The organism is Mesorhizobium sp. (assembly GCF_965229135.1).
GTDB lineage: Bacteria > Pseudomonadota > Alphaproteobacteria > Rhizobiales > Rhizobiaceae > Mesorhizobium.
In genome coordinates, this window is the sequence record NZ_OZ245860.1 from 4,545,204 (window position 1) to 4,570,288 (window position 25,085).

General features: G+C 63.2%; 26 protein-coding genes. 10 read left to right on the forward strand and 16 right to left on the reverse strand.

What is annotated here, in order from left to right; genetic code table 11:
• Positions 1-53: 53 nt before the first annotated feature.
• The 5 genes from ACO07C_RS21710 (at position 54) to ACO07C_RS21730 (ending at position 4,440) form a co-directional block, all read left to right on the forward strand.
• A complete protein-coding gene (locus ACO07C_RS21710; protein WP_421916200.1) occupies positions 54-959 on the forward strand; it encodes a carbohydrate ABC transporter permease in 906 nt (301 codons plus the stop codon).
• Between the two features lies 1 nt (position 960).
• Positions 961-1,917, forward strand: a complete 957-nt coding sequence (locus tag ACO07C_RS21715; protein WP_421916201.1) for a carbohydrate ABC transporter permease — start codon at positions 961-963, stop codon at positions 1,915-1,917.
• Positions 1,914-2,147: a hypothetical protein gene (locus ACO07C_RS21720; RefSeq protein WP_421916202.1), complete on the forward strand. Its 234-nt coding sequence runs from the start codon at positions 1,914-1,916 to the stop codon at positions 2,145-2,147. Before ACO07C_RS21715 ends, ACO07C_RS21720 begins: the two co-directional genes overlap by 4 nt.
• A complete protein-coding gene (locus ACO07C_RS21725; RefSeq protein ID WP_421916203.1) occupies positions 2,144-3,247 on the forward strand; it encodes an ABC transporter ATP-binding protein in 1,104 nt (367 codons plus the stop codon). The genes ACO07C_RS21720 and ACO07C_RS21725 overlap by 4 nt, the downstream gene beginning before the upstream one ends.
• Before the next feature lie 107 nt (positions 3,248-3,354).
• Positions 3,355-4,440, forward strand: coding sequence for an ABC transporter ATP-binding protein (locus ACO07C_RS21730; protein WP_421916204.1), 1,086 nt, complete (start codon positions 3,355-3,357; stop codon positions 4,438-4,440).
• A 10-nt stretch (positions 4,441-4,450) separates the two neighbouring features.
• Here ACO07C_RS21730 and ACO07C_RS21735 read toward each other — a convergent pair whose 3' ends face one another.
• A complete protein-coding gene (locus ACO07C_RS21735; RefSeq protein WP_421916205.1) occupies positions 4,451-5,437 on the reverse strand; it encodes an AraC family transcriptional regulator in 987 nt (328 codons plus the stop codon).
• Positions 5,438-5,604: 167 nt separating this feature from the next.
• Between ACO07C_RS21735 and ACO07C_RS21740 the strand changes: the two genes are divergently transcribed.
• Positions 5,605-6,822, forward strand: coding sequence for an MFS transporter (locus tag ACO07C_RS21740; RefSeq protein ID WP_421916206.1), 1,218 nt, complete (start codon positions 5,605-5,607; stop codon positions 6,820-6,822).
• A 5-nt stretch (positions 6,823-6,827) separates the two neighbouring features.
• On the opposite strand, the gene ACO07C_RS21745 is transcribed toward ACO07C_RS21740, so the two are convergent.
• A complete protein-coding gene (locus ACO07C_RS21745; protein WP_421916207.1) occupies positions 6,828-7,175 on the reverse strand; it encodes a GFA family protein in 348 nt (115 codons plus the stop codon).
• Between the two features lie 174 nt (positions 7,176-7,349).
• Between ACO07C_RS21745 and ACO07C_RS21750 the strand changes: the two genes are divergently transcribed.
• Positions 7,350-8,645, forward strand: a complete 1,296-nt coding sequence (locus ACO07C_RS21750) for an amidase (protein ID WP_421916208.1) — start codon at positions 7,350-7,352, stop codon at positions 8,643-8,645.
• Between the two features lie 29 nt (positions 8,646-8,674).
• Here the strand turns inward: ACO07C_RS21750 and ACO07C_RS21755 are convergent, their stop codons facing one another.
• From ACO07C_RS21755 to ACO07C_RS21775, 5 genes are all read right to left on the reverse strand, one after another.
• The gene (locus ACO07C_RS21755; protein WP_421916209.1) at positions 8,675-9,043 is read right to left on the reverse strand and encodes a hypothetical protein; all 369 of its coding nucleotides are present in this window, start codon (positions 9,041-9,043) and stop codon (positions 8,675-8,677) included.
• Positions 9,044-9,104: 61 nt separating this feature from the next.
• Positions 9,105-10,085, reverse strand: a complete 981-nt coding sequence (locus ACO07C_RS21760; protein ID WP_421916210.1) for a hydroxyacid dehydrogenase — start codon at positions 10,083-10,085, stop codon at positions 9,105-9,107.
• A gap of 1 nt (position 10,086) precedes the next feature.
• Positions 10,087-10,803 carry a FadR/GntR family transcriptional regulator gene (locus ACO07C_RS21765; protein ID WP_421916212.1) on the reverse strand — a complete coding sequence of 239 codons (717 nt, stop codon included), beginning with the start codon at positions 10,801-10,803 and terminating at the stop codon, positions 10,087-10,089.
• A gap of 2 nt (positions 10,804-10,805) precedes the next feature.
• Positions 10,806-11,975 carry a mandelate racemase/muconate lactonizing enzyme family protein gene (locus ACO07C_RS21770; protein ID WP_421916213.1) on the reverse strand — a complete coding sequence of 390 codons (1,170 nt, stop codon included), beginning with the start codon at positions 11,973-11,975 and terminating at the stop codon, positions 10,806-10,808.
• A gap of 58 nt (positions 11,976-12,033) precedes the next feature.
• Complete coding sequence (locus ACO07C_RS21775) at positions 12,034-12,921, reverse strand: sugar phosphate isomerase/epimerase family protein (protein WP_421916214.1); 888 nt, start codon at positions 12,919-12,921, stop codon at positions 12,034-12,036.
• Positions 12,922-13,311: 390 nt separating this feature from the next.
• On the opposite strand from ACO07C_RS21775, the gene ACO07C_RS21780 reads away from it, so the two are divergent.
• Genes ACO07C_RS21780 through ACO07C_RS21790 form a run of 3 tightly spaced genes read left to right on the forward strand, consistent with a single transcriptional unit; the run spans position 13,312 to position 16,500 of the window.
• Positions 13,312-14,367 carry a sugar phosphate isomerase/epimerase family protein gene (locus ACO07C_RS21780; RefSeq protein ID WP_421916216.1) on the forward strand — a complete coding sequence of 352 codons (1,056 nt, stop codon included), beginning with the start codon at positions 13,312-13,314 and terminating at the stop codon, positions 14,365-14,367.
• A gap of 54 nt (positions 14,368-14,421) precedes the next feature.
• Positions 14,422-15,609 (forward strand): Gfo/Idh/MocA family protein, encoded by a 1,188-nt coding sequence (locus ACO07C_RS21785; RefSeq protein ID WP_421916217.1) that lies wholly within the window; start codon positions 14,422-14,424, stop codon positions 15,607-15,609.
• A 39-nt stretch (positions 15,610-15,648) separates the two neighbouring features.
• A complete protein-coding gene (locus ACO07C_RS21790; protein WP_421916218.1) occupies positions 15,649-16,500 on the forward strand; it encodes a sugar phosphate isomerase/epimerase family protein in 852 nt (283 codons plus the stop codon).
• A 242-nt stretch (positions 16,501-16,742) separates the two neighbouring features.
• Here ACO07C_RS21790 and phnE (ACO07C_RS21795) read toward each other — a convergent pair whose 3' ends face one another.
• The 9 genes from phnE (ACO07C_RS21795) to ACO07C_RS21835 all read right to left on the reverse strand — a co-directional run bounded on the left by phnE (ACO07C_RS21795) (position 16,743) and on the right by ACO07C_RS21835 (position 25,013).
• Positions 16,743-18,110 carry a phosphonate ABC transporter, permease protein PhnE gene (gene phnE, locus ACO07C_RS21795; RefSeq protein ID WP_421916219.1) on the reverse strand — a complete coding sequence of 456 codons (1,368 nt, stop codon included), beginning with the start codon at positions 18,108-18,110 and terminating at the stop codon, positions 16,743-16,745.
• A 75-nt stretch (positions 18,111-18,185) separates the two neighbouring features.
• The gene (phnE, locus tag ACO07C_RS21800; RefSeq protein ID WP_421916220.1) at positions 18,186-19,148 is read right to left on the reverse strand and encodes a phosphonate ABC transporter, permease protein PhnE; all 963 of its coding nucleotides are present in this window, start codon (positions 19,146-19,148) and stop codon (positions 18,186-18,188) included.
• 59 nt (positions 19,149-19,207) lie between these two features.
• Complete coding sequence (gene phnD / locus ACO07C_RS21805) at positions 19,208-20,116, reverse strand: phosphonate ABC transporter substrate-binding protein (RefSeq protein ID WP_421916221.1); 909 nt, start codon at positions 20,114-20,116, stop codon at positions 19,208-19,210.
• Between the two features lie 149 nt (positions 20,117-20,265).
• Positions 20,266-21,123 carry a phosphonate ABC transporter ATP-binding protein gene (gene phnC / locus ACO07C_RS21810; RefSeq protein WP_421916222.1) on the reverse strand — a complete coding sequence of 286 codons (858 nt, stop codon included), beginning with the start codon at positions 21,121-21,123 and terminating at the stop codon, positions 20,266-20,268.
• Between the two features lie 112 nt (positions 21,124-21,235).
• Entirely contained in the window at positions 21,236-21,949 is a 714-nt protein-coding gene (locus tag ACO07C_RS21815) for a DUF1868 domain-containing protein (RefSeq protein WP_421916224.1), read from the reverse strand.
• A gap of 71 nt (positions 21,950-22,020) precedes the next feature.
• A complete protein-coding gene (locus tag ACO07C_RS21820; RefSeq protein WP_421916225.1) occupies positions 22,021-22,635 on the reverse strand; it encodes a DapH/DapD/GlmU-related protein in 615 nt (204 codons plus the stop codon).
• The gene (gene phnL / locus ACO07C_RS21825) at positions 22,632-23,339 is read right to left on the reverse strand and encodes a phosphonate C-P lyase system protein PhnL (RefSeq protein ID WP_421916226.1); all 708 of its coding nucleotides are present in this window, start codon (positions 23,337-23,339) and stop codon (positions 22,632-22,634) included. Before phnL ends, ACO07C_RS21820 begins: the two co-directional genes overlap by 4 nt.
• A gap of 1 nt (position 23,340) precedes the next feature.
• Positions 23,341-24,117 (reverse strand): phosphonate C-P lyase system protein PhnK, encoded by a 777-nt coding sequence (gene phnK, locus ACO07C_RS21830; RefSeq protein WP_421916227.1) that lies wholly within the window; start codon positions 24,115-24,117, stop codon positions 23,341-23,343.
• Positions 24,114-25,013, reverse strand: coding sequence for an alpha-D-ribose 1-methylphosphonate 5-phosphate C-P-lyase PhnJ (locus ACO07C_RS21835; RefSeq protein WP_421916228.1), 900 nt, complete (start codon positions 25,011-25,013; stop codon positions 24,114-24,116). Before ACO07C_RS21835 ends, phnK begins: the two co-directional genes overlap by 4 nt.
• Positions 25,014-25,085: the final 72 nt, after the last annotated feature.

Below are 25,085 nucleotides of genomic sequence, written 5' to 3' on the forward strand. Positions count from 1 at the left end.
AAGGCAACAGCCTTCTCTCGAAACCTGTTCTCAGGGGATTTCCGGAGGAAGTTTTGGCAGTTTCGGTTCTGAATACGCTGGACGCGCGGTCGCGCGCCGCCGCACGCGGGTGGAGCGATCTCACCATCCGCAATCTTTTCATCATTCCAACGGTCCTGTTTCTGATCGTCTTCAACATTTTCCCGTTGATTTATTCACTCGGTTATTCGTTCACCGACTTCGCGGCGAACCGCAACGCGGCGTGGAGTTTCGTGGGTCTGCAAAACTATCGCGAACTGCTTGCCGACCAGCGCATTTGGACCAACTTCGTCATCACCGCCAAATATGTGATTGTCTCGGTTGGCGGACAGATGATCATCGGCTTTGGGATCGCGCTCCTGCTCAATCGCGATTTCCCCTTCAAGGGGGTGGTCACGACCCTGCTGCTGTTGCCAATGATGCTCTCGGCGGCTGTCGTTGGGTTGTTTTGGCAGCTCCTCTACAGCCCGTCATGGGGGCCGATAAACTACATCCTCGGTCTGCGCAGTTTCGGCCTGCTGTCGGATGCCGACACCGCCCTCTACGCGGTGGCGATCACCGATATCTGGATGTGGTCCCCCTTTGTCATGCTGCTTTCGCTCGCCGGTCTCTCGGCGGTGCCGAAACATCTTTACGAGGCCGCGGCAATCGACCGTGCCAGCAGTTGGTACACTTTCACGCGCATCACGCTGCCGCTGGTCGCGCCAATCCTGATGATCGCGCTCATCTTCCGAACCATGGAAGCCTTCAAGACGTTTGATCTTGCCTACGTCCTGAGCGTTCAGCCTACGACCGAACTCATTGCGATCAAGCTTTACCGTCTCGCCTTCCAGCAATGGGATACCGGCAGGTCGTCGGCGCTTGCCTATATCGTCCTGATCATGGTGCTGGCCATCACCAACATTTACGTAAAATATCTCAACAAGGTGAAGGAGCGCTGAGATGGCCGCAGTTCGCACCAGCGGCGAGATAGCATTCAATCGCATCGCCATTGTCGCGGTCCTGGTCGTGATGGTTATCTTTCTCGCGCCGATCTACTGGATAGCCTCGACAGCTTTCAAACCGCGCGCGCTCGCCACCACAGTGCCGCCGACCGTGCTGTTCCAGCCGGAGCTGACACCGTTCGTCAAGCTGTTCACCAAGCGCGTGCAGCAGACCAAGCCGGTCGACCCCGAAACCTACGCCGCGGCGCCGTGGTGGGAGAAGGCGGTTTATGACGGCGGCGAGCGCATCCTGAAGGTCGGGGACAGCCCGCAATTGTCGCCATACCCGGATCGTTTCGCGAACAGCCTCATCATTGCCATCAGCAGCACGGTGATCGCTGTCGGAATGGGCACGCTCACGGCCTACGGCTTCTCCCGGTTCAAGGTGAAGGGTGAAGCGGATCTGCTCTTCTTCATCCTGTCGACGCGCATGTTGCCGCCCGTTGTGGTCGCGATCCCGATGTACTTGATGTATCGCGCGGTCGGGCTGAACGACACGCATATCGGCCTGATCATTCTCTACACGGCCTTCAACCTTTCCTTCTCCGTCTGGCTTATGAAGGGGTTCATCGACGAGATCCCCAAGGAGTACGAGGAGGCGGCGCTCGTCGATGGCTACACGCGCATGCAGGCTTTCTTCAAAATCGTGCTGCCCGAGGCGGCCACCGGCATCGCCGCCACTGCTGTCTTCTGCTTCATCACGGCGTGGAACGAATATGCCTTCGCCCTGATCATGACCAACCGCCGCGCCCAGACCGCGCCACCCTTCATTCCCAGCCAGGTCGGCTCGGGCCTAACCGACTGGACAGTGATAGCTGCCGGAACCTTCCTGTTCCTGTTGCCAGTCGCGATCTTCACCTTCCTGCTGCGTAATCACCTGTTGCGTGGCATGTCCTTCGGAGCGATCCGCAAATGAGCTTCCGCGCCATCAACCAGAAATATCTGGAACCGGGTTCGCAGGTGCTCATGGTGCTAGGCATCATCGCGCTCTGCCAGCCGTGGAACATGCTGCTCCACAGCTATGGCCTCACCATCATCCTCGTCGGCCTGATCGGCTTCAACGTCACCTCGAAGATCGCGCCGGAGGAAGACGCAGCCACCGGCCAGGCTGGAAATGCACAGGGCTATCCGGGAGCACAGCATTGACGCAGATCGAGCTCCGGGGCGTCCAAAAATTCTTTGGCGCCGTCCAGGTCATCAAGGACCTCAACCTGAAGATATCAGACAACGAGTTCATCGTGCTGCTCGGCCAGTCCGGCTGCGGCAAGACGACCACGCTGAGGGCCATTGCCGGGCTGGAGACGATCGACGAGGGCGACATTCTCATCGACGGTAAGCCGGTGCAGCATCTCAAGGCCGCCGCCCGCGACATCGCCATGGTCTTCCAGTCGTTCTCCCTCTACCCGCATATGAGCGTCTACGAGAACATCGCCTTTCCGCTGAAGGCGACGCGCAAGAGCCGGGCCGAGATCGACCAGGAAGTGCGCTCGGTCGCCAAGACGCTGCAGATCACCGACCTGCTCGGCAGGAAGCCGTCGGCGCTCTCGGGCGGCGACATGCAGCGCGTGGCCATCGGCCGGGCGCTGGTGCGGCGGCCCAAGGCCATGCTGATGGACGAGCCGATCGGCGCGCTCGACGCCAAGCTCCGCGAGGAGATGCGCGCCGAGATCAAGCGGCTGCACATCAAGCAGGGCTCGACCACCATCTATGTCACCCACGACCAGATCGAGGCGATGAGCCTCGCCGACCGCATCGTCATCATGCATGAAGGCGTGCTCCAGCAGGTCGGCACTCCAGACGAAGTCTATTCGCGCCCGGCGAACCTCTTCGTCGCGCAGTTCGTCGGCAGCCCGGTGATGAACGTCGCCGACGCGGCGGTGGCGGAGAAGGCCTCCTCCGCATCGGTGACGGTGGGCGGCTCCGCCAGCGGTTTCGAATTCCCGCATGCGCTGCTGTCGAGGCTCAACGGCCATGCCGGCGGCAAGCTCGCACTCGGCATCCGGCCCGAGGGCGTCTTCCTTCGGCGTGATGCCAGCGAAGGCTTCGTGGCGGTCGAGACACAGATCGTCGAGCCGCTCGGGTCCTACGACATCGTCGACCTCAAGGTCGGTTCCAAGACGCTGCGCGCGCGCACCAGGAGCGGTTTCATCTCCGGCCCCGGCGAAAAGGTCTTTGCCAGGATCGATCCGACGCAGGCGCATTTCTTCGACACGGCAAGCGGCAAGTCGCTGGGGGTGAGATTGTGATGGCCGAAGGCCGCGAAAAGCCAATGATCTGGCTTTTCGAACAGTCGAACGCCCGGAGCCATAGCGGAGTGCAGACCGCCTCCAAACAGTATCGAGGCAACTGACCCATGGCCCATATCCAGCTCAAGAACATCTCGAAGAAGTTCGGCAACCACACGGCGCTCACCGCGCTCGACCTCGACATTGCCGATGGCGAATTCTTCGTCCTGCTGGGCGAGACCGGCGCCGGCAAGACGACGACGCTGCGCCTTGTCGCCGGCCTGGAGAAACCCACGGAAGGCCAGGTGTTCATCGACGGCGTCGATGTCGCCGACTGGGGAGCGGCCGAGCGCGACGTGGCGCTCGTGCTGCAGCAATATTCGCTCTATCCGCGATATACGGTGCGCGAAAACCTTGAATTCCCGCTCAAGCCGAAGATCCGCCGGTTGCCCGCTGCCGAGATCAAGGATCGGGTCGACCGTGCCGCTCGCACGCTCAGGATCGAGCATCTGCTCGACCGCAAGACCGACCGGCTGTCAGGCGGCGAGATGCAGCGCGTCTCTATCGGACGCGCCATCGTACGCAAGCCGCGCGTGTTCCTGATGGACGAGCCGTTGTCGGCGCTGGATGCCAAGCTGCGCGAGGCGCTGCGCACCGAATTGAAGAACCTGCAGATACAGCTTGGCGCCACTTTCCTGTTCGTCACCCACGACCAGATCGAGGCGATGTCGATGGGCGACAAGGTTGGCGTGCTCAACCATGGTCGCATCGTCCAGACCGGTACGCCGCACGAAATCTACAACAATCCGCGCGACACCTATGTGGCGAGTTTCGTCGGCTCGCCGCCGATGAACCTCATCGACGGCAAGCTCGTGAACGGACGCGCGGTCATGGCGCCGCTGAATTTCGAACTGCCTTTTACAGGGGGAGCCAGGACGAGTGCGGCGACCGATGGTCGCCAACTCGTCTTTGGCATCCGGCCGGAAGACGTCTATCTCGAAAGCGGCGCCCCGGTGGAGGCACGTGTCCACGATGTCGAGAACCATGGCGTGGAGAAGATCCTGACGCTGCGGGTCGGCGACACGACGTTGCGCGCCACCGTGCCGGCGAGGACCGATGTCACGATCGAGCAGCCGGTGCGCTTTGCCTGGAACGCTGAAAAGGTGGTGCTGTTCGACAAGGGCAGCGGTATCAGCCTGCGACACGCAGGCTGATACCGCTGGGTCATCCGGCCTGTCGGATGACGGCCTGCTCGTCGGCCCGGAAATGGCTGGGCGCCGAGCCGATGACGCGCTTGAAGGCACGGCTGAAGGCGGCGTCCGATTCATAGCCGAGACGCGCGGCAACGACGGAAATCTTCATCCGGTCGCGCACCAGCCATTGCCGCGCCTGATGCATCCTGACCTGGGTGACATACCTTGCCGGCGTCTCGCCGACAATGGTGGCGAAGCGCTCGGCAAACCCCGAGCGGGAGGCGCCCATCATCCTCGCCAGGGACTCTACCGTCCAGTCATGGTCTGGCTCGAGATGGATGGCCGCCAGCACGCGGCCGATGTCACGGTCCCGGACCGCCGCGATCCAGCCGGACGAGTCACCGCAGCCGCGTTCCACCCATGAGCGGATGACCGTGGCGGCCAGCACATCGGCCAGCCGCGCCAGTATGCCGCCCGAGCCGACGCGCTCCATGGTCACCTCGCGCGCCATCGCCTCCAGCAGGTGCGGGATGCCCGGTTCGTATGCTTCCAACTCGTGGCTGCGCATCACATCCGGCATCATGCCGAGCAGGGGATGCAGGCCGTCGATGTTGAAGTACATGGCGGCACAGAACAGCAGCGTGCCCGGATGACAATTCTTGTCGCACATCTCCGCGTTGGACGTGCAGAAGACGTCCTTGCAAACTTCCTCGAGCGCGTAGCCGTGGATCGGCCATGCCTGCGCGCCGGGTTCGCTGGCCAGCACATGGGCCGCACCGCGCGGCAGCAGCACAGCGTCGCCGACATTGAGTTGCACCCATTCGCCGGACGGCTGCTTCAGCCAACAACCTTTGCGGCCGATGAAATGAAAGCGTGCTCCGGGATGAGCGGGGAACTGGATGCCCCAGGGTTCCTTCATTTCGCAGCGGCCATACTCGACGCCATCAAGGCGCAAGCCGCGCAAGATATCCGTCAGCGGATCGCCGGTGACTGGGATTTTGGACGAATGGTTAAACATAATGGGGTTTCTAGCATGGAAACTCCAGCCGGTCACTCCCTATGTTGCACTGCGACACAAATCAGAGACCGGCCAATAGCCATGCCCGACACAGTCAAGCATGTAACGGGTGGAGCCTCCGGCGGGCCACTGAGTATCTGGCGCTGCCAACAGATCGGAGACTGACCATGATCGAACCCGCGACAGGCGTCATAGACGCGCCTTTGCTCAATCCGTCCGACGCCGACGAACGCGCCCAGCCTGCCTGGGGCGCGGTCGTTTCCCTTACCTTCGGCGTCTTCGGGCTGGTGACCGCGGAATTTCTTCCCGCGAGCCTGCTCACCCCGCTCGCGCGCGACCTGGGCATCACGGAGGGCGCGGCCGGGCAGGCTGTGACGGCGACCGCGATCGTCGGCGCCATCGCCGCGCCGACCATGGCCATCATCACCAAGCGCCTCGACCGCAGGCTGGTTATGTGGGGCTTCTCGGTTCTGCTCATCCTCTCGAACATACTGGCAGCCTTCGCGACTTCGCTTCCTGTCCTGCTTGTCGCCCGCGTCCTGCTGGGGATCGGCCTGGGCGGCTTCTGGGCTATGTCGGCTGCAATGGCCATGCGGCTCGTTCCCATGCGTCTGGTGCCGCGCGCCATGTCCATTATCCTGACCGGCGTTTCGGTCGCGACCGTCTGCGCGGCGCCGATCGGCGCCTATGTCGGCGACATGTGGGGCTGGCGCACGGCTTTCATGATCGCCGCTGTCGTCGGCGCCCTGGCGCTGCTGGTGCAGATCGCCACCTTGCCAAAGTTGCCGCCCGACGGCGTGGCGGGTTTCCGGACCTTGCTGGACGTGCTGAAGCGCCCGATGATCAAGGTAGCGCTTGTCGTCGTCCTGCTCATCGCCTCGGGACATTTCGCCGGCTTCACCTATGTGCGCCCGTTCCTGGAGAAGGTGCCAGTACTCGGTATCCAGACGATCTCGCTCGTGCTGCTTGCCTATGGCGTCGGTGGCTTCTTCGGCAATCTTGCCGGGGGCTTCATGGCCGAGCGCAACCTCAAGGCCGCCGTGGCGCTGGCCCCCCTGCTGATCGCCGTCTCGGCCGTGCTGCTGCTCACCTTCGGCGCGTCGCCCGCGATTGCCGCGATGGCGGTCGCGGCGTGGGGCTTTGCCTTCGGCGCGGTGCCGGTCGGGCTGCAAACCTGGCTGATACGCGAGGCGCCGGACCAGGCCGAAAGCGCAGGCGGACTGATGGTCGCAACGTTCCAGGTGGCGATCGCACTTGGGGCAGTGTTTGGCGGCCTGCTTGTCGATCATGCCGGCGTTGCCAGCGCTTTCGCCTATTGCGGGGCAGCGACGCTGCTGGCGGCCCTGACTGTGTTCGCTCTCGGGCCGAAGCGGACCGACATTTGAGGGTATCAGGCCGAGCGGCCGTCGAAGTCGAAAACAGGCATTGAGGCAAGATCCAGCCCATCGACGCAATGCAGATTGATGTAGGCATTCCTTTCATTCCCTTCGCCAACGTCCTCGGCGAAGGGATGAATGCCGCAGCCGCGGCAGAAGCGATGCGCGATGACGTGGTTGCCGAACGTGTAGCTGCCGAGGTCGTCGCCCCAGGCCAGCACGCGCAGCGCCTTGTGAGGCACGGCTGACAATAGAGCGCCCTTGCGCGAACAGATCGAGCAATTGCATCGCGCGGCGCCGGTCAGTTCGGCCTTCACCTCGAATGCAACCTTGCCGCAATGGCAACCGCCTTTGTACAGCACCAGAATCTTCCTATTGCTGGCCGGTGCGAACGCACGCTGGCCGGGTTATCCAATACGCAGGCCCATGGGCTGCGGTAAGTCATTGTTTCTTCGCAATTCCATAAGGAAAGCCGCTGAACGCTTTTCCTGGAACTGCTTTAAAGACGTTGTATCCTGGCGGAGTCCGACATCGATATGCAATCAATTCGCGACCGTCTCGAAATCATCCTGTCACGTCTTGCCAATCGCGTGGCCGATGAGAGGGTCTATACGAAGCTCTATGCCGACGCGGCGCGGGCAGCGGCCGACGCCAGCGATGGGCGCACCAAGGCCGGCGTGACGCTGGGTCCACTCGACGGTACGATCGTCTCGATCAAGGATCTGTTCGATGTCGCCGGCGAAGCGACAACGGCCGGCTCGCTGATGCTCAGCACCGCCGCGCCCGCCCAGCGCGACGCCGCCATCGTAAGCCGGCTACGGCAGGCCGGCGCGGTCGTCATCGGCAAGACCAATATGACCGAATTCGCCTTCACCGCCATCGGCGACAACCAGCATTATGGCACGCCGGGCAACGCCGCCGATGCCAGCCGCATTCCCGGCGGCTCCTCCTCGGGTGCAGGCGTCGCCGTTGGCGAGGGGACGAGCGAGATATCGATCGGTTCCGATACTGGCGGTTCGATCCGCATCCCGGCGTCACTGAATGGCGTCGTCGGCTTCAAGCCAACGGCGCGCCGTGTGCCGCTCGCCGGCGCTTTCCCATTGTCCGGCACGCTGGACTCCGTCGGACCTCTTGCCAGAACCGTCGCCCAATGCGCCGCCGCCGACGCCGTGATGGCCGGCGATACGCCGGCCGCGCTGGCTCCGATCGCCCTTTCAGGACTTCGCGTCGGCATCCCGCGCGGCGTTCTTTTCGAAGACACGGAAGGCGAGGTCGCGGCGGCGTTCGAGCACTGTCTCGGCAAGATCGCACGAGCCGGCGCCGGCATCGCGGACCTGTCGATCGACGATCTGATCGCGGACCTGCGCGCGGCGACCAAGCGCGGTTCGATCGCGGCGATGGAGGGAGCCGAAGTCCATGCCGACTGGCTGGCGACGGGTGCATCCGTGCCTGTCGATCCACATGTCAGCGGGCCCTTGTCGCGAGCGGCCGCGATACCGACCCCGGTCTACATCAGGGCGCTGCGCCGTCGCGGCGGGCTCGTCGCCGCGATGGACGAGCGGCTGGCATCGGTCGATGTGCTGGCATTGCCGACGACGCCGGTCACGGCTCCGGCCATCGTTTCGGTGGCCGAGGATGCGGAGCTGCGTGACCGCATCGAGGGCCTGCTGTTGCGCAACACGCAGGTCGCCAACCAGTTCGACCTTTGCGCGATTTCGCTGCCGATGCCGGGAACGGTGTTGCCTGCCGGCCTTATGCTGGTGGCGCGCAATGGCCGCGATCATCAACTGCTGCGGATCGCGGCCGAAATCGAGGCTTTGCTCGGCCGCTGATCGAGTCGCTGTCTGTGTAAGGCCAAGCTTCAGTGCGCCGAGCAGTGGCTGCGTTCGCTGTCCCGGGCTGCGCGTTCTATGCCCGTGGCTACCAGCCAGGGCTGGATGGATTGCTTGCCGTTGAGTGTCTGGGTCCGGTTCTCGATGGAGCCGGCAACGACGACCTTGCCGTCGTAAAGCTTGTCCGAAAGATCGAGTGCCCTGTCTTCCCGCGGCAAGCCGTCGATGTCGATCGACACGCCCTTGATGATCTTGCCGGTGGTGAGGTCGAGCGCACTGTTCGACGGGCAGGGCGCCGCCATGCAGCGCAGACCATTGTCGCAGAACACGTAGCCGTCGCGTCCATCGGCAAGGGCTTGCGCCGTCGTTGCGAAGACGCCGACGGCCAGGAGAATCATTGAAGCGACGTTCCACATGGGCGGCAAGGTCGCCAAGGAATTCGGGAAAATTGAGGCGCCTTCAGTCGGACTCGGGAAACCGCCGCCGGTAGTGGTCGATCACTTCGGGATTGCGCAGGTTGACTGGCAGCTTGCCCGCCAACACCAGCAGGGCCTCGCCCGCCGCGCCGACGCCCATGCGCATCATCGATTCCTCGGTAATGCCAGCCATGTGCGGGGTGATGATGACGTTGTCGAAGCCGAAATAGGGGTGGCCGGGTGGCAACGGCTGGGTCGAAAACACGTCGAGCGCCGCGCCGCCGATGCGGTGCTTTTGCAGCGCCTCGATCAGCGCGTCGTCGTCGATCACCGGGCCGCGCGAAACGTTGATCAGCAAGGCGTGTGGCTTCATGCGGGCGATGCGCTCGCGGCTGATCAGGCCGCGTGTCTCCGGCGTCAGCGGGCAGCACAGCACGATGATATCGCTTTGTTCGACCAAGGCGTCGATCGACAGGAAGCCGACCTTGTCCGGCGCCGGCTGCATGCTGCGCGTCGTTGCCACGACGTTGAGGTCGAAACCATGCGTGGCGATGTGGCCGACCGCCTGCCCGACGGCGCCGAGGCCGACGATGCCGATCGTCCTGCCGGCAAGTTCGCTATTGGCATTGGCGTGCTCACGGCCGGCGAGCCAGCCTTTAGCGCGCAGGTCACGGTCGACCACGCGAAAATTGCGCAGCAGGGCCAGGGCGGCAAACATCACATGTTCGGCCACCGAGCGGGCATTGACCGCCGGCACGTTAGCCACCAGCACCCCGGCGGCGGTGGCTGCTTCCATCGGGATCATGTCGAGCCCGGCGCCATGGCGGATTGCCGCCCTCAGCGTCCAGGCACCCTCGAAAAGTTGTGGCGGCAGATGCGCCCGCACGATGACGATGTCGGCGTCCTTCGCCTCCCTGGTCAGGGTGCCGGCATCGAGTGCGGACGCAATGACAAGCTGACCGGCGCCGGCCAGCATGGCCGAAGCGTGCGGGTGCAGGGGGTGGGTTGAAAGGATTCGCGCCACGTCAGGCTTTTTCAAGCACGGGGGGCGGCGGTTCAGCGGCCCGACCGCCGATCAGTCCCTTCCAGTAGCTCTCCGCGCCTTGCAGATGCGCGCTCATCAGCGCCTGGGCGAGATTGCCGTCGCGGCGCAGCAGCGCCTCGTAGATCTGGATGTGCTCGGCATGCGAGCGCACGCTGCGCTCGGGATCGTTGAAGTAGACGGGAAGCCGTTGCTCGCCCATCAGGTAATAGACGCTGCAGATATTGTGGAAGACACCGTTCTTGGTCGCGCGCACGATCTCGAGGTGAAATTCCCGGTCCTCCTTGGCCAGGCCTTCGCCGGCGGCAATGCGCTTCTCGGACGCTTTCAGAATCTCGCGCAGCCGTTCGAAGTTCTCCTCCGTGGCGCGCGAGCAGGCGAGCTCGGCGGCCTTGATTTCGTGGATCTTGCGCAACTCGACGGTTTCGTAGATCTGCAAGGGATCGAGCGGCAGGCCGGCGCGGGCAAACAGCGCCAACGCCTCGACGCTTGCCTGTTTGGTGTCGATATAGATGCCGGACTTGGCCCGGCGCTCGACGATGCGCATGGCTTCGAGGATGGCCAGCGTTTCACGGATCTGGCCGCGGCTGACGCCGAAATGCTCGGCCAGCTCACGTTCCGACGGCGTGCGGCCCGTCTCCTTGTCCGAGTGGGAAAACAGATAGGCGGCAAGTTCCGCCAGAAGGTTCTTTTCTTTCATTGTCACCCGCGTTGCGCGTGCGCCTCGAGGAATCGCTCCGAGGTGGTGAATCCCAATCCGGGCTTTTCAGGGACGGCTATCATACCGTCCCTTGCTTCGACAGTCTCTTCAACAAGATCGTGAATCATCGGATTGGCGCCGAGCGAATATTCGACGGTGAAGCTCGCCGGCGAGGCCGCGCAGATATGCAGCCCGGCGAAGAAGCAGGGCGCTCCCGCCCACAGATGCGGGGCAAAACGCAGGTTGAAGGCACTGGCGATGGTGCCGATCTTCATCGCCTCGCTGATGCCGCCGCAAAAGGCCGGATCGGGCTGGAAGATGTCGGCCGCCTTGAGCACGGCGAGATCGCGGAATGCATAGCGCGTGGCCTCGCTTTCGCCCGTTGCGATCGGCACGGCGCCGGACGCCCGCACCTCGGCCATGCCGGGCTTGTCGTCGGCGATGATCGGTTCCTCGAACCATGCAAGGTCGAGATCGCCAACGAGATTGATGAAGCGCTTGGCTTCGGCCACCGTGTAGGTGCCATGCGCATCGACCATCAGTTCGACATCGGGGCCGAGCGCCTGTCGCGCGGCGCGCACACGGGCAGCGGAAACGTGCGGTGCGCCGTCCATGGCGCCGACCCGCATCTTCAGCGCCTTGAAGCCGCCCTTCGCGATATAGGATTTCAACTGCTCGCCGATGGCGTCGACCGCTGCCCAGCCACCGGATGCATAGGCCGGCAAGCGGTCGAGCTTGCGCCCCCCAAGCAGCCGCCAGACCGGCACGCCCAGCGATTTACCCAGAATATCCCACAGCGCGATGTCGACGGCGCTGATGGCGGCTACGCTCATGCCGCGCCGCGCCAGCTGCGGCATGGCGTGGCCGGCGCGCGCCGCGCTGTCGTGGCGCACGCCATTGTAGAGCATCTCCCAGATCACGCCGATGTCGGCGGGATCGCGGCCGATCAGCTGCGGGCCGACCTCGTGGTTCAGCATGTGGACCAGGGCGCCGTAGCTGCCGGCGCTGCCGGCCGCATTCTTGCCTTCGCCCCAGCCGACCAGGCCATCGTCGGTCTCGATGCGCAGGATGGCGGCGTCAAAAGTCGTCACCTGACCGAAGTCGCTGCGGTGTTGCTGTGCCGCTTCGATCGGTATGCGGACCCACCAGGCTTGGACGGTCTTTATGCGCATGTTCTTCCCCGGCCCTGCCGCCGGCTGGGCGGAAAGGCAGATTTCCCTGAAAAGACGACTACTTGATCAGCGGCAGCAGCGTTTCGGCGGTGATGCGCATCTGGTCGGTGTAGAATTTCTCGGTCAGCACGCTGGAGCCGTGATCCTGGATGAATTTCAGCTGTTCGGGCGAGATGTCGACGGGGTGGCGCTCGACCATGTCGGGATAGGGCGCGGCCGGCGTGCGGTCGACCGGGGCGACGAATTCGTTGGTCAGCGCGCCGTCATAGCCGACCTCCCGCAGGGTCGCGACGATCCTTGGCCAGTCGATCTGCCCAAGGCCGGCGGCGAAGCGATTGTTGTCGGCGACATGGAAGTCGAACAGTCGCTTGCCGATCTGGCGAATGGCGTCATGGACGTTAAATTCCTCCATGTGGATGTGGTAGGCGTCGAGGCAGACGCCGCATTCGGGGCTGACGGCGTCGGCCAATGCGAGCGCCTGGGCGCCGCGATTGAACAGATAGGTCTCGAAGCGGTTCAGCGGCTCGACCGCGATCTTGACGCCGACCTTCTTGGCGTGGGTGAAGCATTCGCGGGTCGCATCGACGACCCACTTCCATTCCTCTTCCTCGGTGCCGTCCGGCACCACCTTGCCGACGGTCGCGGGGACGAGCGTGATGATCTCGCCGTCGAGTTCGCCGACCATCGTCAGCACGTCCTTGACGTATTGCACGGAGCGCTCGCGCTGGCCCTGGTTCCTGGCGGCTAGGTTGCGCTCGCCCAGCATCAACGTCACCGCGCCCCAACAACGAATGCCATGCTCCTTCAAAAGAGCGCGTGTTTCCTTGGTCTTGTACTGCTCGGGCTCGCCGGAAATCTCGATCGACTCATAGCCGAATTTCTTGATGCGCCTGAGCGTCGTCTCCAGTGGTTCCGCGCGCATCCAGTTGTGCGTCGAAAGATGCATGGTCAGTCCTTCCCAATTCGTCTTTAACGGTTCGCCTGCAACGCGCGCCGCCGAAAGCCGCGCACGGGTTCCTCCCCAAGGCGTCCCAGCTCTTTTCAACAAACTGGTTCGACCAATTGGGCCGCTTTTGAGGTCTATCGCAATTTTAATGGAACGGCAAGAACCGGACCAAGACAACTTCTTGTGTGGTTTAGATGGCTGATTATATTGGCTTATATGACCACTATCCGGGGATGGTCGGCCTAATGGCGCCGTGTTGAATGGCTTGACCAGTATGACACATTTGGTAATACCAGAACGACGATGTCCACAAGCGTATGGTTGAAAAGACAAAGAGGCTGGCTCTGCGTTCAATCGGCGCTATGGTTGGTCTGCAAGGGAGGATGAGGAATGCCGTCGACGATGAAAGGCCCAGGACTTTTCCTGGCACAATTCGCGGGCGATGCCGCGCCGTTCAATTCGCTGCCGTCGATCGCCAAATGGGCGGCAGGCCTGGGCTACAAGGGCGTGCAGATCCCGACCTGGGATGCCAGGCTGTTCGATCTCAAGAAGGCTGCATCGTCCAAGACCTATTGCGACGAGGTGAAGGGCGTCTGCACCGAGGCAGGCGTCGAGATCACCGAATTGTCGACGCATCTGCAGGGGCAATTGGTGGCGGTGCATCCGGCCTATGACGCGCAGTTCGACGGCTTCGCGCCGCCTTCGGTGCACAACAACCCCAAGGCACGGCAGAAGTGGGCGGTCGAACAGATGAAATTCGGCGCCAAGGCGTCGCGCAATCTAGGCCTGAACGCTTCGGTGACCTTCTCCGGCGCGTTGGCCTTCCCTTATCTTTATCCGTGGCCGCAGCGGCCGGCAGGGCTGATCGAGGAGGCATTCGCGGAATTGGGCAAGCGCTGGAAGCCGATCCTCGATATCTATGAGGACAATGGCGTCGATGTCGGCTACGAGATCCACCCGGGCGAGGACGTGTTCGACGGCGCGACCTTCGAGATGTTCCTTGATGCCGTCGGCGGTCACAAGCGCTGCAACATCAATTACGATCCCTCGCACTTCCTGCTGCAGCAACTCGACTATCTCGAATTCATCGACATCTATCACGAGCGCATCAAGGCGTTCCACGTCAAGGACGCCGAGTTCAACCCGACAGGACGGCAAGGCGTCTATTCCGGCTACCAGGGCTGGATCAACCGTGCCGGCCGTTTCCGTTCGCTCGGCGACGGTCAGGTGGATTTCGGCGGCATCTTCTCCAAGCTCACCCAATACGGCTATGATTCCTGGGCCGTGCTGGAATGGGAGTGCTGCCTGAAGCATCCGGAGGATGGCGCGGCCGAAGGCGCACCCTTCATCGAGCACCACATCATCCGGGTGACGGAAAGGGCATTCGATGATTTCGCCGGCGGCGCTACCGACAAGAAGGTGCTGCGGGCCATGATGGGAATTTAGCGCGGCGAACGCTTCCCCTCCAGGAGAGGGGTATCTGACACGAGGGAGAAAAACATGGTTGGCGCATCGAAGTCGGAAACGGGAGGCGGCCCGATCCGCTACGGCATGGTCGGCGGCGGGCAGGGCGCTTTCATCGGCGCGGTGCATCGCATCGCTGCGCGCATGGACAATGATTTCGTGCTCGTTGCCGGCGCGCTGTCATCCGATCCAGAACGCGCCAAGGCCTCGGCGGCAGAACTGGGTCTCGATCCGGACCGCAGCTATGCCTCCTATGCCGAGATGGCCAAAGCCGAGGCCAAGCGGCCCGACGGCATCGAGGCGGTGGCCATCGTCACCCCCAACAATGTGCATGTGCCCGCGGCCAAGGCGTTTCTCGAGGCGGGCATCCACGTGATCTGTGACAAGCCGCTGGCCACGACATTGGCCGAGGCGAAGAAGCTGGCGGCGATCGTCGAGAAGACCGGCAAGGTGTTTGTGCTGACCCACAATTACACCGCCTATCCCATGATCAGGCAGGCGCGCGAAATGGTGGCCAAGGGTGTGCTCGGTGATATCCGCATCGTGCAATCCGAGTACCCACAGGACTGGCTGACCGAGGACCTCGCGGCCACCGGCCAGAAGCAGGCGTCGTGGCGCGCCGACCCAAAGCAGGCGGGCGCGGGCGGCGCGCTGGGCGACATCGGCACGCATGCCTATAACCTCGCCCGCTTCGTTTCCGGGCTGGAACTGGATTCGCTGTCGGCCGATCTCGACGCTTTCGTGCCGGGGCGGCAACTCGACGACAATGTCAACGTCATGCTGCGCTTCAAGGCGCCCGGCAAGGCACATCCGGCCAAGGGCATGATCTGGGCAAGCCAGGTGGCGCCGGGCCATGAGAATGGGCTGAAGCTGCGCATCTACGGCTCGAAGGGTGGGCTGGAATGGGTGCAGGCCGACCCGAACTATCTCTGGTACACGCCGTTCGGCCAGCCCAAGCAACTGATCACCCGCAACGGCGCCGGATCGCTGCCGGTGGCGGGCCGTGTCAGCCGCGTGCCGTCGGGGCATCCGGAGGGCTATCTCGAAGGTTTCGCCAACATCTACCAGGAAGCCGCGCGCGCCATCCGGGCAGCGCGCCGCAAGGGCGGCAAGCCGGCAAAGGATGTGGTGTTTCCGACCATCCAGGACGGCGTTGAGGGCATGGCCTTCATCGAAGCTTGCGTGAAGTCCTCGAAGAAAAACGGGGCGTGGACGAAGCTTTAAATCTGAGGGAGATCTGGGAGGATCAGGGGAGGGGCGTCGATGAAAATCGGCATGTGCATGTTCTTATGGACCACGGCGGTGTCAAAGAAACACGAGCCGTTGCTTCGCGACATCAAGGCGACCGGCTTCGACGGCGTCGAGATACCGATCTTCGTGGGCACGCCGGACGATTACAGAAAGCTCGGCGAGTTGCTCGACCGTATCGGGCTTGAGCGAACCGCCGTTTCGGCGATGGGCGATCCCTCGATGAACCTGATCTCGGCCGACGCGGCGACGCGCAAGGCCGGCGTCGACTATATGAAATGGGCCATCGACTGTGCCGATGCGCTGGGCGCCCGGACGCTGAGCGGGCCGCTGCATTCGACACTGGGCGCCTTTTCCGGCACAGGGCCGACGGCGGCCGAGAAGAAGCGTTCGGTCGCATCGCAGCGCGCCATCGGCGACCATGCCGGCAAGAAGAACGTCACCATCGGGCTCGAGGCGCTCAATCGCTTCGAATGCTACCTGGTCAACACGATGGCTGACCTGTCGGAGCATATCGACGCCATCGGCCGGCCGCACATCAAGGCGATGTACGACACGTTCCACGCCAATATCGAGGAAGCCGACCCGATCGGCGCCTATACGAAACATCGTGGCAATGTGGTTCATATCCACATTTCGGAAAATGATCGCGGCGTGCCGGGGCGCGGCAACATCCCCTGGCAGGAGACGTTTTCGGCCATCCGCAAGAGTGGCTATAACGACTGGCTGACGATCGAGGCGTTCGGCCGCTCGCTGAAGGACCTGGCGGCGGCGACCAAGGTCTGGCGCGATTTTTCCGAGACGCCGGAGGCGGTGTATCGGGAGGGTTACAAGCATATCAAGAACGGGTGGAAGAAGGCGGCGTAACTTTCCTTCGTCATCCACGGGCGTAGCGGGAGCAAGCGCGCGCGGAGGCCCGAGGATCCATGCCGTGACCTCTGAGTACGGCGACGATGAGCTGTTGTGCTGTTGTGCGGTTGTCCTGAATTGCTGCACTATAAAACGGACGTCGCGGCATGGATCCTTGTCCGCGCCGCGTCGGTTCGCTCCTTGCTCCGCCCTAGGATGACGAAGGCGCGCCGAGCCGTTGTCGTGGTGCCGTCAATTCATCACCCCTGCTCGGCCTGGATCCTGTTGTAATCGTGGATCGTCCGGCTGAGCCTCCGGCGCAGGAAGCTGGAGATGTTGTCGAAGATGAAGACGACAAGCAGGATCAGGAGCACCATGTAGAAGACATTGGCCCAGTTGGAATTGGTGCGCATGGCTTCCCACAGCTTCAGGCCGATGCCGCCCGCACCGACAGCGCCGATGATCGTGGCGCCGCGAGTGTTGGATTCCCACTGGTAGAGCGTTTGGCTGATGAACACCGGGATCACCTCCGGCAACACGCCGTAGCGCTGCACCAGGAGGCCGTTGGCGCCGGTCGACATCACGCCTTCGCGTGGCTTGTCGTCGATGTTCTCCAGTGCTTCGGAATAGGTCTTGCCGAGCGTGCCGATCTCCGTGAAGAAGATCGCGGCACTGCCCGCCAGCGGGCCAGGTCCGAAGGCGCGGGTGAAGAACAGCGCCCAGATAAGCATGTCGACCGAGCGCATGAAGTCGAAGAACCGCTTGAGGACCTGGCTCAACACGCCGCTGGGCGTGATGTTGCGGGCGGCGAAGAAGGCGAGCGGGAAGGCGACGATGCCGCCAAGCAGCGTGCCGAGAAACGCCATGACTATGGTCTGCAGGAGCTTCGTCCAGACGTCGCCATGCTGCCATTGGCCGTTGTACCAGATATTGTTGGCGGCCAGCGCCAGATTGGACGTGCCCGGCTTGAGCTCCGGTCCGGAGGTGATCAGCGAGATCACCTCGCTCGGCGATTTCTCGAAGAAAGGCGAGCGTGGGTCGAAGACGAAATTCGCCCAGCCGAGGAAGCGCTTGCGGACCTTGACGCGATCGGCGGCGACCCGCACCTCGCCGGCAAAGCCCATGTCGGCGACGACCTCTTCGTCATGCGCCGTGATCCAGGCCGGAATGACGCCCGAGACCACCGGCTTGCCCGAAAGCATCGAAACCTGGACCGTTTCGCCATTGGCGGCGATGGTGGCTTCGGTCTTGGTGAAGGTGACGGATTTGGCCTGGCCGTTGACCAGGACCGTGATCGAGCCGTCGGCATTGGTCTTTACCCAGTCCGGGTGTGGGTCCGCGCCAAGCACGGAGAACCGCGGATATTTGGGCTCGATCGTTGGCGTGTCGAGCGGGAAGGTTGGCTGCACGTCGTAGCTGATCCATTGGGTCAGGAAGAGTGGCAGCCGCTCCCAGTGCGATTCACGCAGGACCTGCGGCAGGTTGAAGAACCATACGGCATAGACGAGATAGAGGAGCGTGCCGACAAACAGCAGCAGCGGGCCGAAACGCTTGTGCAGCGGCCGCTGGAACACCTGCGGGAAGCGCTTCTCGATCGACAGGATTTCGTCGGCGGTCATGACAGCCATATCAAGAGCCTTTCGCCATGATCTTTTCCGAAAAGCGGATTCCACTTTTCGCCGGCGCGGTCCTTCGGGTCGGGATCATGGCTGAGCACCCATCAAAAAGGCCTGCTCGCCGACAAGCTTGCGGCGCAGCCACGCGGAGAACTGGTCTATCAGGAAGATGGTCGTGAACAGCAGCAGCACCAGCGCCAGCGTCTTGGCGCCGAAGCCGCGCGAGATGGAGAGCTTCAGTTCCTCGCCTATGCCGCCGCCGCCGACCGCGCCGATGATGGTGGAAGCGCGAACGTTGATCTCGATGCGCAGCAGCGTGTAGGACATGAAATTCGGCAACACCTGAGGCAGGTCGGCGAAGCGCACGCGTTCGAACCAGTTGGCGCCGACGGCCGTCAGGCCTTCCTCGGCGCGCATGTCGATGTTCTCGTTGATCTCGTAGAACAGCTTGCCCAAGGCCCCTATCGAATGCAGCCCGATGGCGATGATGGCGGCGATCGGGCCGATCGATACGATGGCCGCGAACAGGCCGGCAATGACGATCTCGGGAAAGGCGCGCAGAAGCTCCATCAGTCGCTTGACGACAAGCCGCAGCACCGGGTGTGGCGTCAGGTTGCGCGCGGCGATGAAGGAGAATGGCACCGCGAAGACGAAGCCGATGAAGGTCGAGACCAGCGCCACGTTCAACGTGGTGAGCATCAGCTCGAAATATTCGGGTACGTAGAAATCGCCCCAGACATAGGCGCGGCCAAGCGGGAAATTGTATTCCTGGGTGCCGTTGTCATGCGGGGAGGCAATATCGAACATGGCCCGCCAGACATCGTTCCAGTCCTTGGGAATGAGCCAGCTAAGGAAATCGAATATATGCGGCAGCCGGTCGAAAAAATGGCCGGCATTGGCTTCGTCGGCGAACCACATGGTTCCGCACATGGCGACGAGCAGCAGGCCGACACCCAGGACCGTATAGAGCCGGCGCAAGGATGTCTGGCGTCGCCAGGCATCGGCTGCCTGGTGTGTCGCGTCTGAATGGGCTGTCACGGAGAGGGTCATGATCTGACATGCAAAAAGGGCGGCGCTGGAGGTGTCGCCGCCCTTTCTGGTTTTTGCCGTTAGCCGCCGATAGCGGCCTTACGAGCTTCAACAATTACGTTGTAGAAGTCCGCCTTCACCGGGACGTAGCCGGTAAAGTCGCCGCCTTCCACGCCTTCGAAGCAAGCCTTGTCCTTCTTGGGCAGGTTGGTGAAGAAGTCGGTGAGCTTGGCGGTCATGTCGGCGCCGATCGCGGTGCGCACGACCAACGGGCCGTTCGGGATCAGGCCCGAGCGCCAGACTTCGACGAAGTCGTTGGGGTCGACGGCGCCCTTGGCGGCGACCTTGTGGAAGGTGCCGGAGGTGTAGCCGTCCTTGAAGTTGCCGATGCCCGAGGAATCGTCCACCGCCACGTCTACCTTGCCGTCACGCACGGCCAGGATGTTGTTCTCGTGGCCGCCGTTGAACTGGGTCGAGGCGAAGAACTTTTCGTTCGACGCGCCGGTGTCCTTCGGAATCTGGGTCAGCGGGATCAGGTAGCCCGAGGTCGAATCCGGGTCGGCGTAGCCGAGCTTCTTGCCCTTGGCCGACTTGATGTCGGTGATGCCCGAGGATTTCAGCGCCAAGCCGATCGAATAGTAGCCGGTCGCGCCATCGGTCTGCTGGGTGGTGAGGATCGGGGTGACAGCATTCGGATCCTTCAGGTAGACGCTGGCGTAGCCAGAGGCGCCGAGCTCGGCGAAGTCGAGTGTGCCGCCAAGCAGGCCCTGGATGACGCCATCATAGTCGGCGGCGGGGAACAGCGAGACCTTTTCGAAGCCGAATTCGGCCTTCAGGTGGTCGGCGAGGCACTGGTAGTTGCGCAGGCGGTCGGTTTCATTCTCACCGCCGAGGATGCCGACGCGGAATTCCTTGATATCGGCGGCGTGAGCCGCGCTGGTTGCCATGGCGAGCACCGAAACGGCGCCGAAAACCATCTTCCTGAACATTGAATGTCTCTCCTATAGGTGCCGGCCCCGCGCCGGCAGCGTTCGTGATTTTTGACAGGTGCCCTTAACGCGGGCTGGCGATCCAGGCCGCTCGTCCTGGGCCCATGATCTTTCCCGAAAACCGGGTTCCACTTTTCGGGATCATGGGCTCAGTATCCCGGGAATGCGGGTTCGAGCGGTCCGGCGGATGCGGCGATCTTTTGCTTGAAGGCAACGCTGGTGGAGGTGATGGCCTCCGAGATTTCGGCGCCATTGCTGTCGGCGCCATAGACGAGACGCACGGCCTCGCGGTCGAGCTCTTCGGGCGGGCCGTCGAAGACGACCTTGCCGGCGGCCATGCCGATGATGCGGTTGCAATAGGTGCGGGCCGTATCCAGCGTGTGCAGGTTGGTGACGACGGTGATGCCTTCGCGCAGATTGATGTCCTGCAGCGAGTCCATCACCACCTTGGCGTTGAGCGGGTCGAGCGAGGCGATCGGCTCGTCGGCCAGGATCATCTTCGGCTGCTGCATCATGGCGCGGGCAATGGCCACGCGCTGCTGCTGGCCTCCCGACAGGGTACCGGCCGGCTGAAGCGCGGTGCGGGCGATGTCGAGGCGTTCAAGCGCCGAGACGGCCTCGGCGCATTCAGCGCGGGAGAACACGCCAAGCAGGTTCGACATGGTGGAGCGGTGGTTGAGCCGGCCGAGCAGCACGTTGGTCAGGACATCAAGGCGCGGCACCAGGTTGAACTGCTGGAATATCATGGCGCAGTCGCGCTGCCAGCGCCTGAGCGGCGAACCACGCAATTGCGAGACCTCGGCGCCGTCAAAAAAAATCGACCCCTGGCTGGGATCGATGAGACGGTTGATCATGCGAAGAAGGGTCGACTTGCCAGCACCCGAACGGCCGATGATGCCGACCATCTGACCCTGCGGGATCGAGATGTTGATATCGCTGACGGCGGTATTCTTGCCAAATCGTCGGCTGACACCGCGAATTTCAAGCGTGGCAGAGGTTGCTGACATGAGCAAATTCCAGTCCGGGGCATAATGATCGTCTGGTTCTCGCCTAGCGCAGCCACATGAACCTGCCATGTCGCCTCCATGTCAGTTTTGTTACGCTCCACAGACGCGGGCTTTACTGCTGGAGGACCAGCAGCTCCTCGAAATGCTTCATGTCTTTGAAACCGCAGAATGCCGGCGCCCGCAGTTCGATGACCGGCGCCTCGCGGGCAAACAGCGAAAGGCTATCGTCGAACAGGGCCTGCCATTCGGCCGCCCGCCCGTCGGCCAGGCGCTGGATCTGGTAAGCGAAGGTAATGTGGAAGACATAGCTATCGTGATCCGGATGCCGGTATCCGAATGGCACCGCCAGCGCATTGCGCCACTCACGCATGATGCGCAAATCGTCTTGCGTTGCGCCGGCAACGGTGAGACCGGTCGGCACGACTTCGATCACCTTGATGTTGAACGGGCCCAAGCCCTGGAAACCCTTCAGGCGTTCGAGGTAGAGACGCGTCATCGCATCGATGCTGGTGTCGAGCGGCACGTCCTGCGGCCAGAAGGGCAGGCGGCGGCGGTATTCGATGATGCCCTGGAACAGCGTCATATGCAGGCTGGAGACAGGCGTGAAGGCAAGCCGGTCGGCGTCGGGCATAGCCAGCATCCGGTCGCGCACGGCAAGGACCACGGCTTCGGATGGCGAACCGCTGACCAGATGGCTGACGACCGTGTTGCCGGGCTCGATCAGGAAATTGCCGGATATGTCGTAACGCGTGCCGAGATGCACGGGAACGGTCGGATTGGAGCCGGCAAAGAATCCGGCGAGTGACGGTCTGATTGACGTGGACATTGCGATCTCCAGGGTAAGATCGCCTCCTGTCCGAGTCATGTGTCAGGGGTGTGAAACGGACTTGCCCCCTGTCAGCCGTATTTCTCCAGGAATGCTTCCGCCGAAAGCTCGCGAAAATCGGCGAGCGACGCACGCAGCCTGGCGTGGTCCCAGTCCCACCAGGCCAGTGCCTGGTAGCGCTCCGCCGTACGGCGATCGAAGCGCTCGCGGATCGGCTTGGCCGGCACGCCCGCGACGATGGTGTAAGGCGCGACATCTTTCGACACCACGGCGCCGGCGCCGACCGCGGCACCATCGCCCACGGTGACGCCGGGCAGGATGGTGGAGCCGTGGCCAAGCCAGGTGTCGTGGCCGATTGTGACCCGCCTGGCGCGGCGCTGGGCGAAGAATTCGCTCTCATGCTCGGCGTCGTCCCAATAGTCGGAGGCGCGATAGGTGAAGTGATGCATCGTCGGCCGCCAGGTCGGGTGATTGGTGGCGTTCATCCGCACGGCCGCCGCGATGTTGGAGAACTTGCCTATCGTGGTGCACCACGCCGAGCAGTCCTGCATCATGTAGGAATAGTCGCCCAGTTCGCTTTCCGAGACCCGGCTGCGGTCGGCGATCTCGGTCCAGCGGCCGAGTGTTGAGTTCTCGACCTGCGCCGTCGGGTGGATCAGCGGCGTTTCCGAAAGCTTCCGGGTCATGCCGCGATCTTCCCCGCGCCAAAGGCGGTGACGTCGATGATGCGGTCGGCAACCGCCTCGCGCACGTCGTGGTCATGGAAAATGCCGAGCAGGGCGACACCCGCCGCCTTCTTGGCGGCAATCAGCGCGATCACCACCTCGCGGTTGGTGGCGTCGAGCGAAGCGGTCGGCTCGTCGAGCAGCAGGATCGGGTGCTCGGTGATGAAGCCGCGCGCGATGTTGACGCGCTGCTGCTCGCCGCCCGAGAAGGTCGCCGGCGGCAGTGCCCAGAGTTTTTCGGGCAGATTGAGCTGTGCCAGCAGGGTACGTGCCTTTTCGCGCGCCGCTTCGCGTTCCTCGCCGCGCTCGACCAGCGGTTCGGCGATCACGTCCAGCGCCGAGACGCGCGGTACGGTGCGCAGGAACTGGCTGACATAGCCGATCGTTTGCCGGCGTACGGCAAGCACGGTGCGTGGGCTGGCCGTGGCAAGATCGATGAGGCCGCCTTCGTGATGGACGATGATCTGGCCCTCATCGACGGCATAGTTGCCATAGAGCATCTTAAGGATCGAGCTCTTGCCGGCGCCGGACGGGCCGCCGAGGACGGTGCATTCACCAGCCCTGATCGAGAACGACACACCGGCGACCACCGGCAATTTGATGCCGTCGCGCAGATGCATGGTGAAGCTCTTGGCGACGTCGGAAACGACGAGAGGCGTCGGCATGTTACACCTGCAAGATGGAGGAAACGAGAAGCTGCGTATAGGGCGCGCGCGGGTCATCGAGCACGCGATCCGTGAGACCGCTTTCGACGACGCGGCCGTCCTTCATCACCATCATGCGCTGTGACAGAAGCCGGGCGACGGCGAGGTCGTGGGTGACGACGATGGCCGCGAGGCCGAGATCGGTGACCAGACCACGCAGCAGGTCGAGCAGGCGCGCCTGCACCGAGACGTCGAGGCCGCCGGTCGGCTCATCCATGAACACCAGCCGGGGGCCGGTCACCAGATTGCGGGCGATCTGCAGGCGCTGGCGCATGCCGCCGGAAAAGGCGCGCGGCTCGTCATCGATGCGGTCCTCGTCGATCTCGACGCGCGACAGCCAGTCGACGGCGGTGGCGCGGATCTTGCCGTAGTGCCGGTCGCCGACCGCCATCAGCCGCTCGCCGACATTGGCGCCGGCCGACACCGTCATGCGCAGGCCGTCGGCGGGATTCTGGTGTACGAAGCCCCAGTCGGTACGCATCAGGAAGCGCCGCTCGGCCTCGCTCATGCGGTAGAGCTCGCGGAACTGGCCGTCACGCATGCGGTAGCTGGCGGTGCCGGAACTCGGCAGCAGCCGTGTCGACAGGCAGTTGAGCAGCGTCGTCTTGCCGGAGCCGGATTCGCCGACGATTGCCAGGACCTCGCCTGGCCACAGATCAAAGGTGACGTTCTCGCAGCCGACGCGCGAGCCGTAGAATTTGGAGAGCGCGGCGACGCGCAGCAGCGGTTCGTCGGTCATTGTGCCGGCTCCATGTTTCCTGGGGCAAGATGGGCTTCGGGGGCAAGATGGCCGCGATGGCCGTCCGACCGGCGTTTTTCGCAGTGATCGGTGTCGGAGCAGACGAACATGTGGCCGCCATGATCATCGAGGATGACCTCGTCGAGATAGACGTTCTCGGCCGCGCACAGCGCACAGGGCTGGTCGAAGGTCTGCACCTCGAAGGGATGGTCCTCGAAGTCGAGGCTGACCACGTCGGTGAAGGGCGGCAGCGCGTAGATGCGCTTCTCGCGGCCGGCGCCGAACAGTTGCAGGGCCGGCGACTGATGCATCTTCGGATTGTCGAATTTCGGCGTCGGCGAGGGGTCCATCACATAGCGGCCCTCGACCTTGACCGGATAGGCATAGGTGGTGGCGATGCGGCCGTGCCTGGCGATATCCTCATATAGCTTTACATGCATCAGGCCGTATTCTTCCAGCGCGTGCATTTTCCGCGTCTCGGTCTCGCGCGGTTCGAGGAAGCGCAGCGGTTCGGGGATCGGCACCTGGTAGACCAGCACCTGGCCGGCGCTCAGCGGGTATTCCGGGATACGGTGGCGTGTCTGGATGATGGTGGCGCTGGCCGTTTCCGTGGTGACGGCGACGTTGGCGACCTTCTTGAAGAAGGCGCGGATGGAGACGGCGTTGGTGGTGTCGTCGGCGCCCTGGTCGATCACCTTCAGCACATCGTCGGGACCGATGATCGAGGCGGTGACCTGGACGCCGCCGGTGCCCCAGCCATAGGGCATCGGCATCTCGCGCGAGGCGAACGGCACCTGGTAGCCTGGAATGGCGATACCCTTGAGGATCGCGCGGCGGATCATCCGCTTGGTCTGCTCGTCGAGATAGGCGAAGTTGTAGGTGGCGATGTCGGTCATGGTTGTTGCACCGATTCCGTGTTAATAACTTGGCCAGCGCCGCTTAAGATGAGATGTTTCATGAGCTTCGGG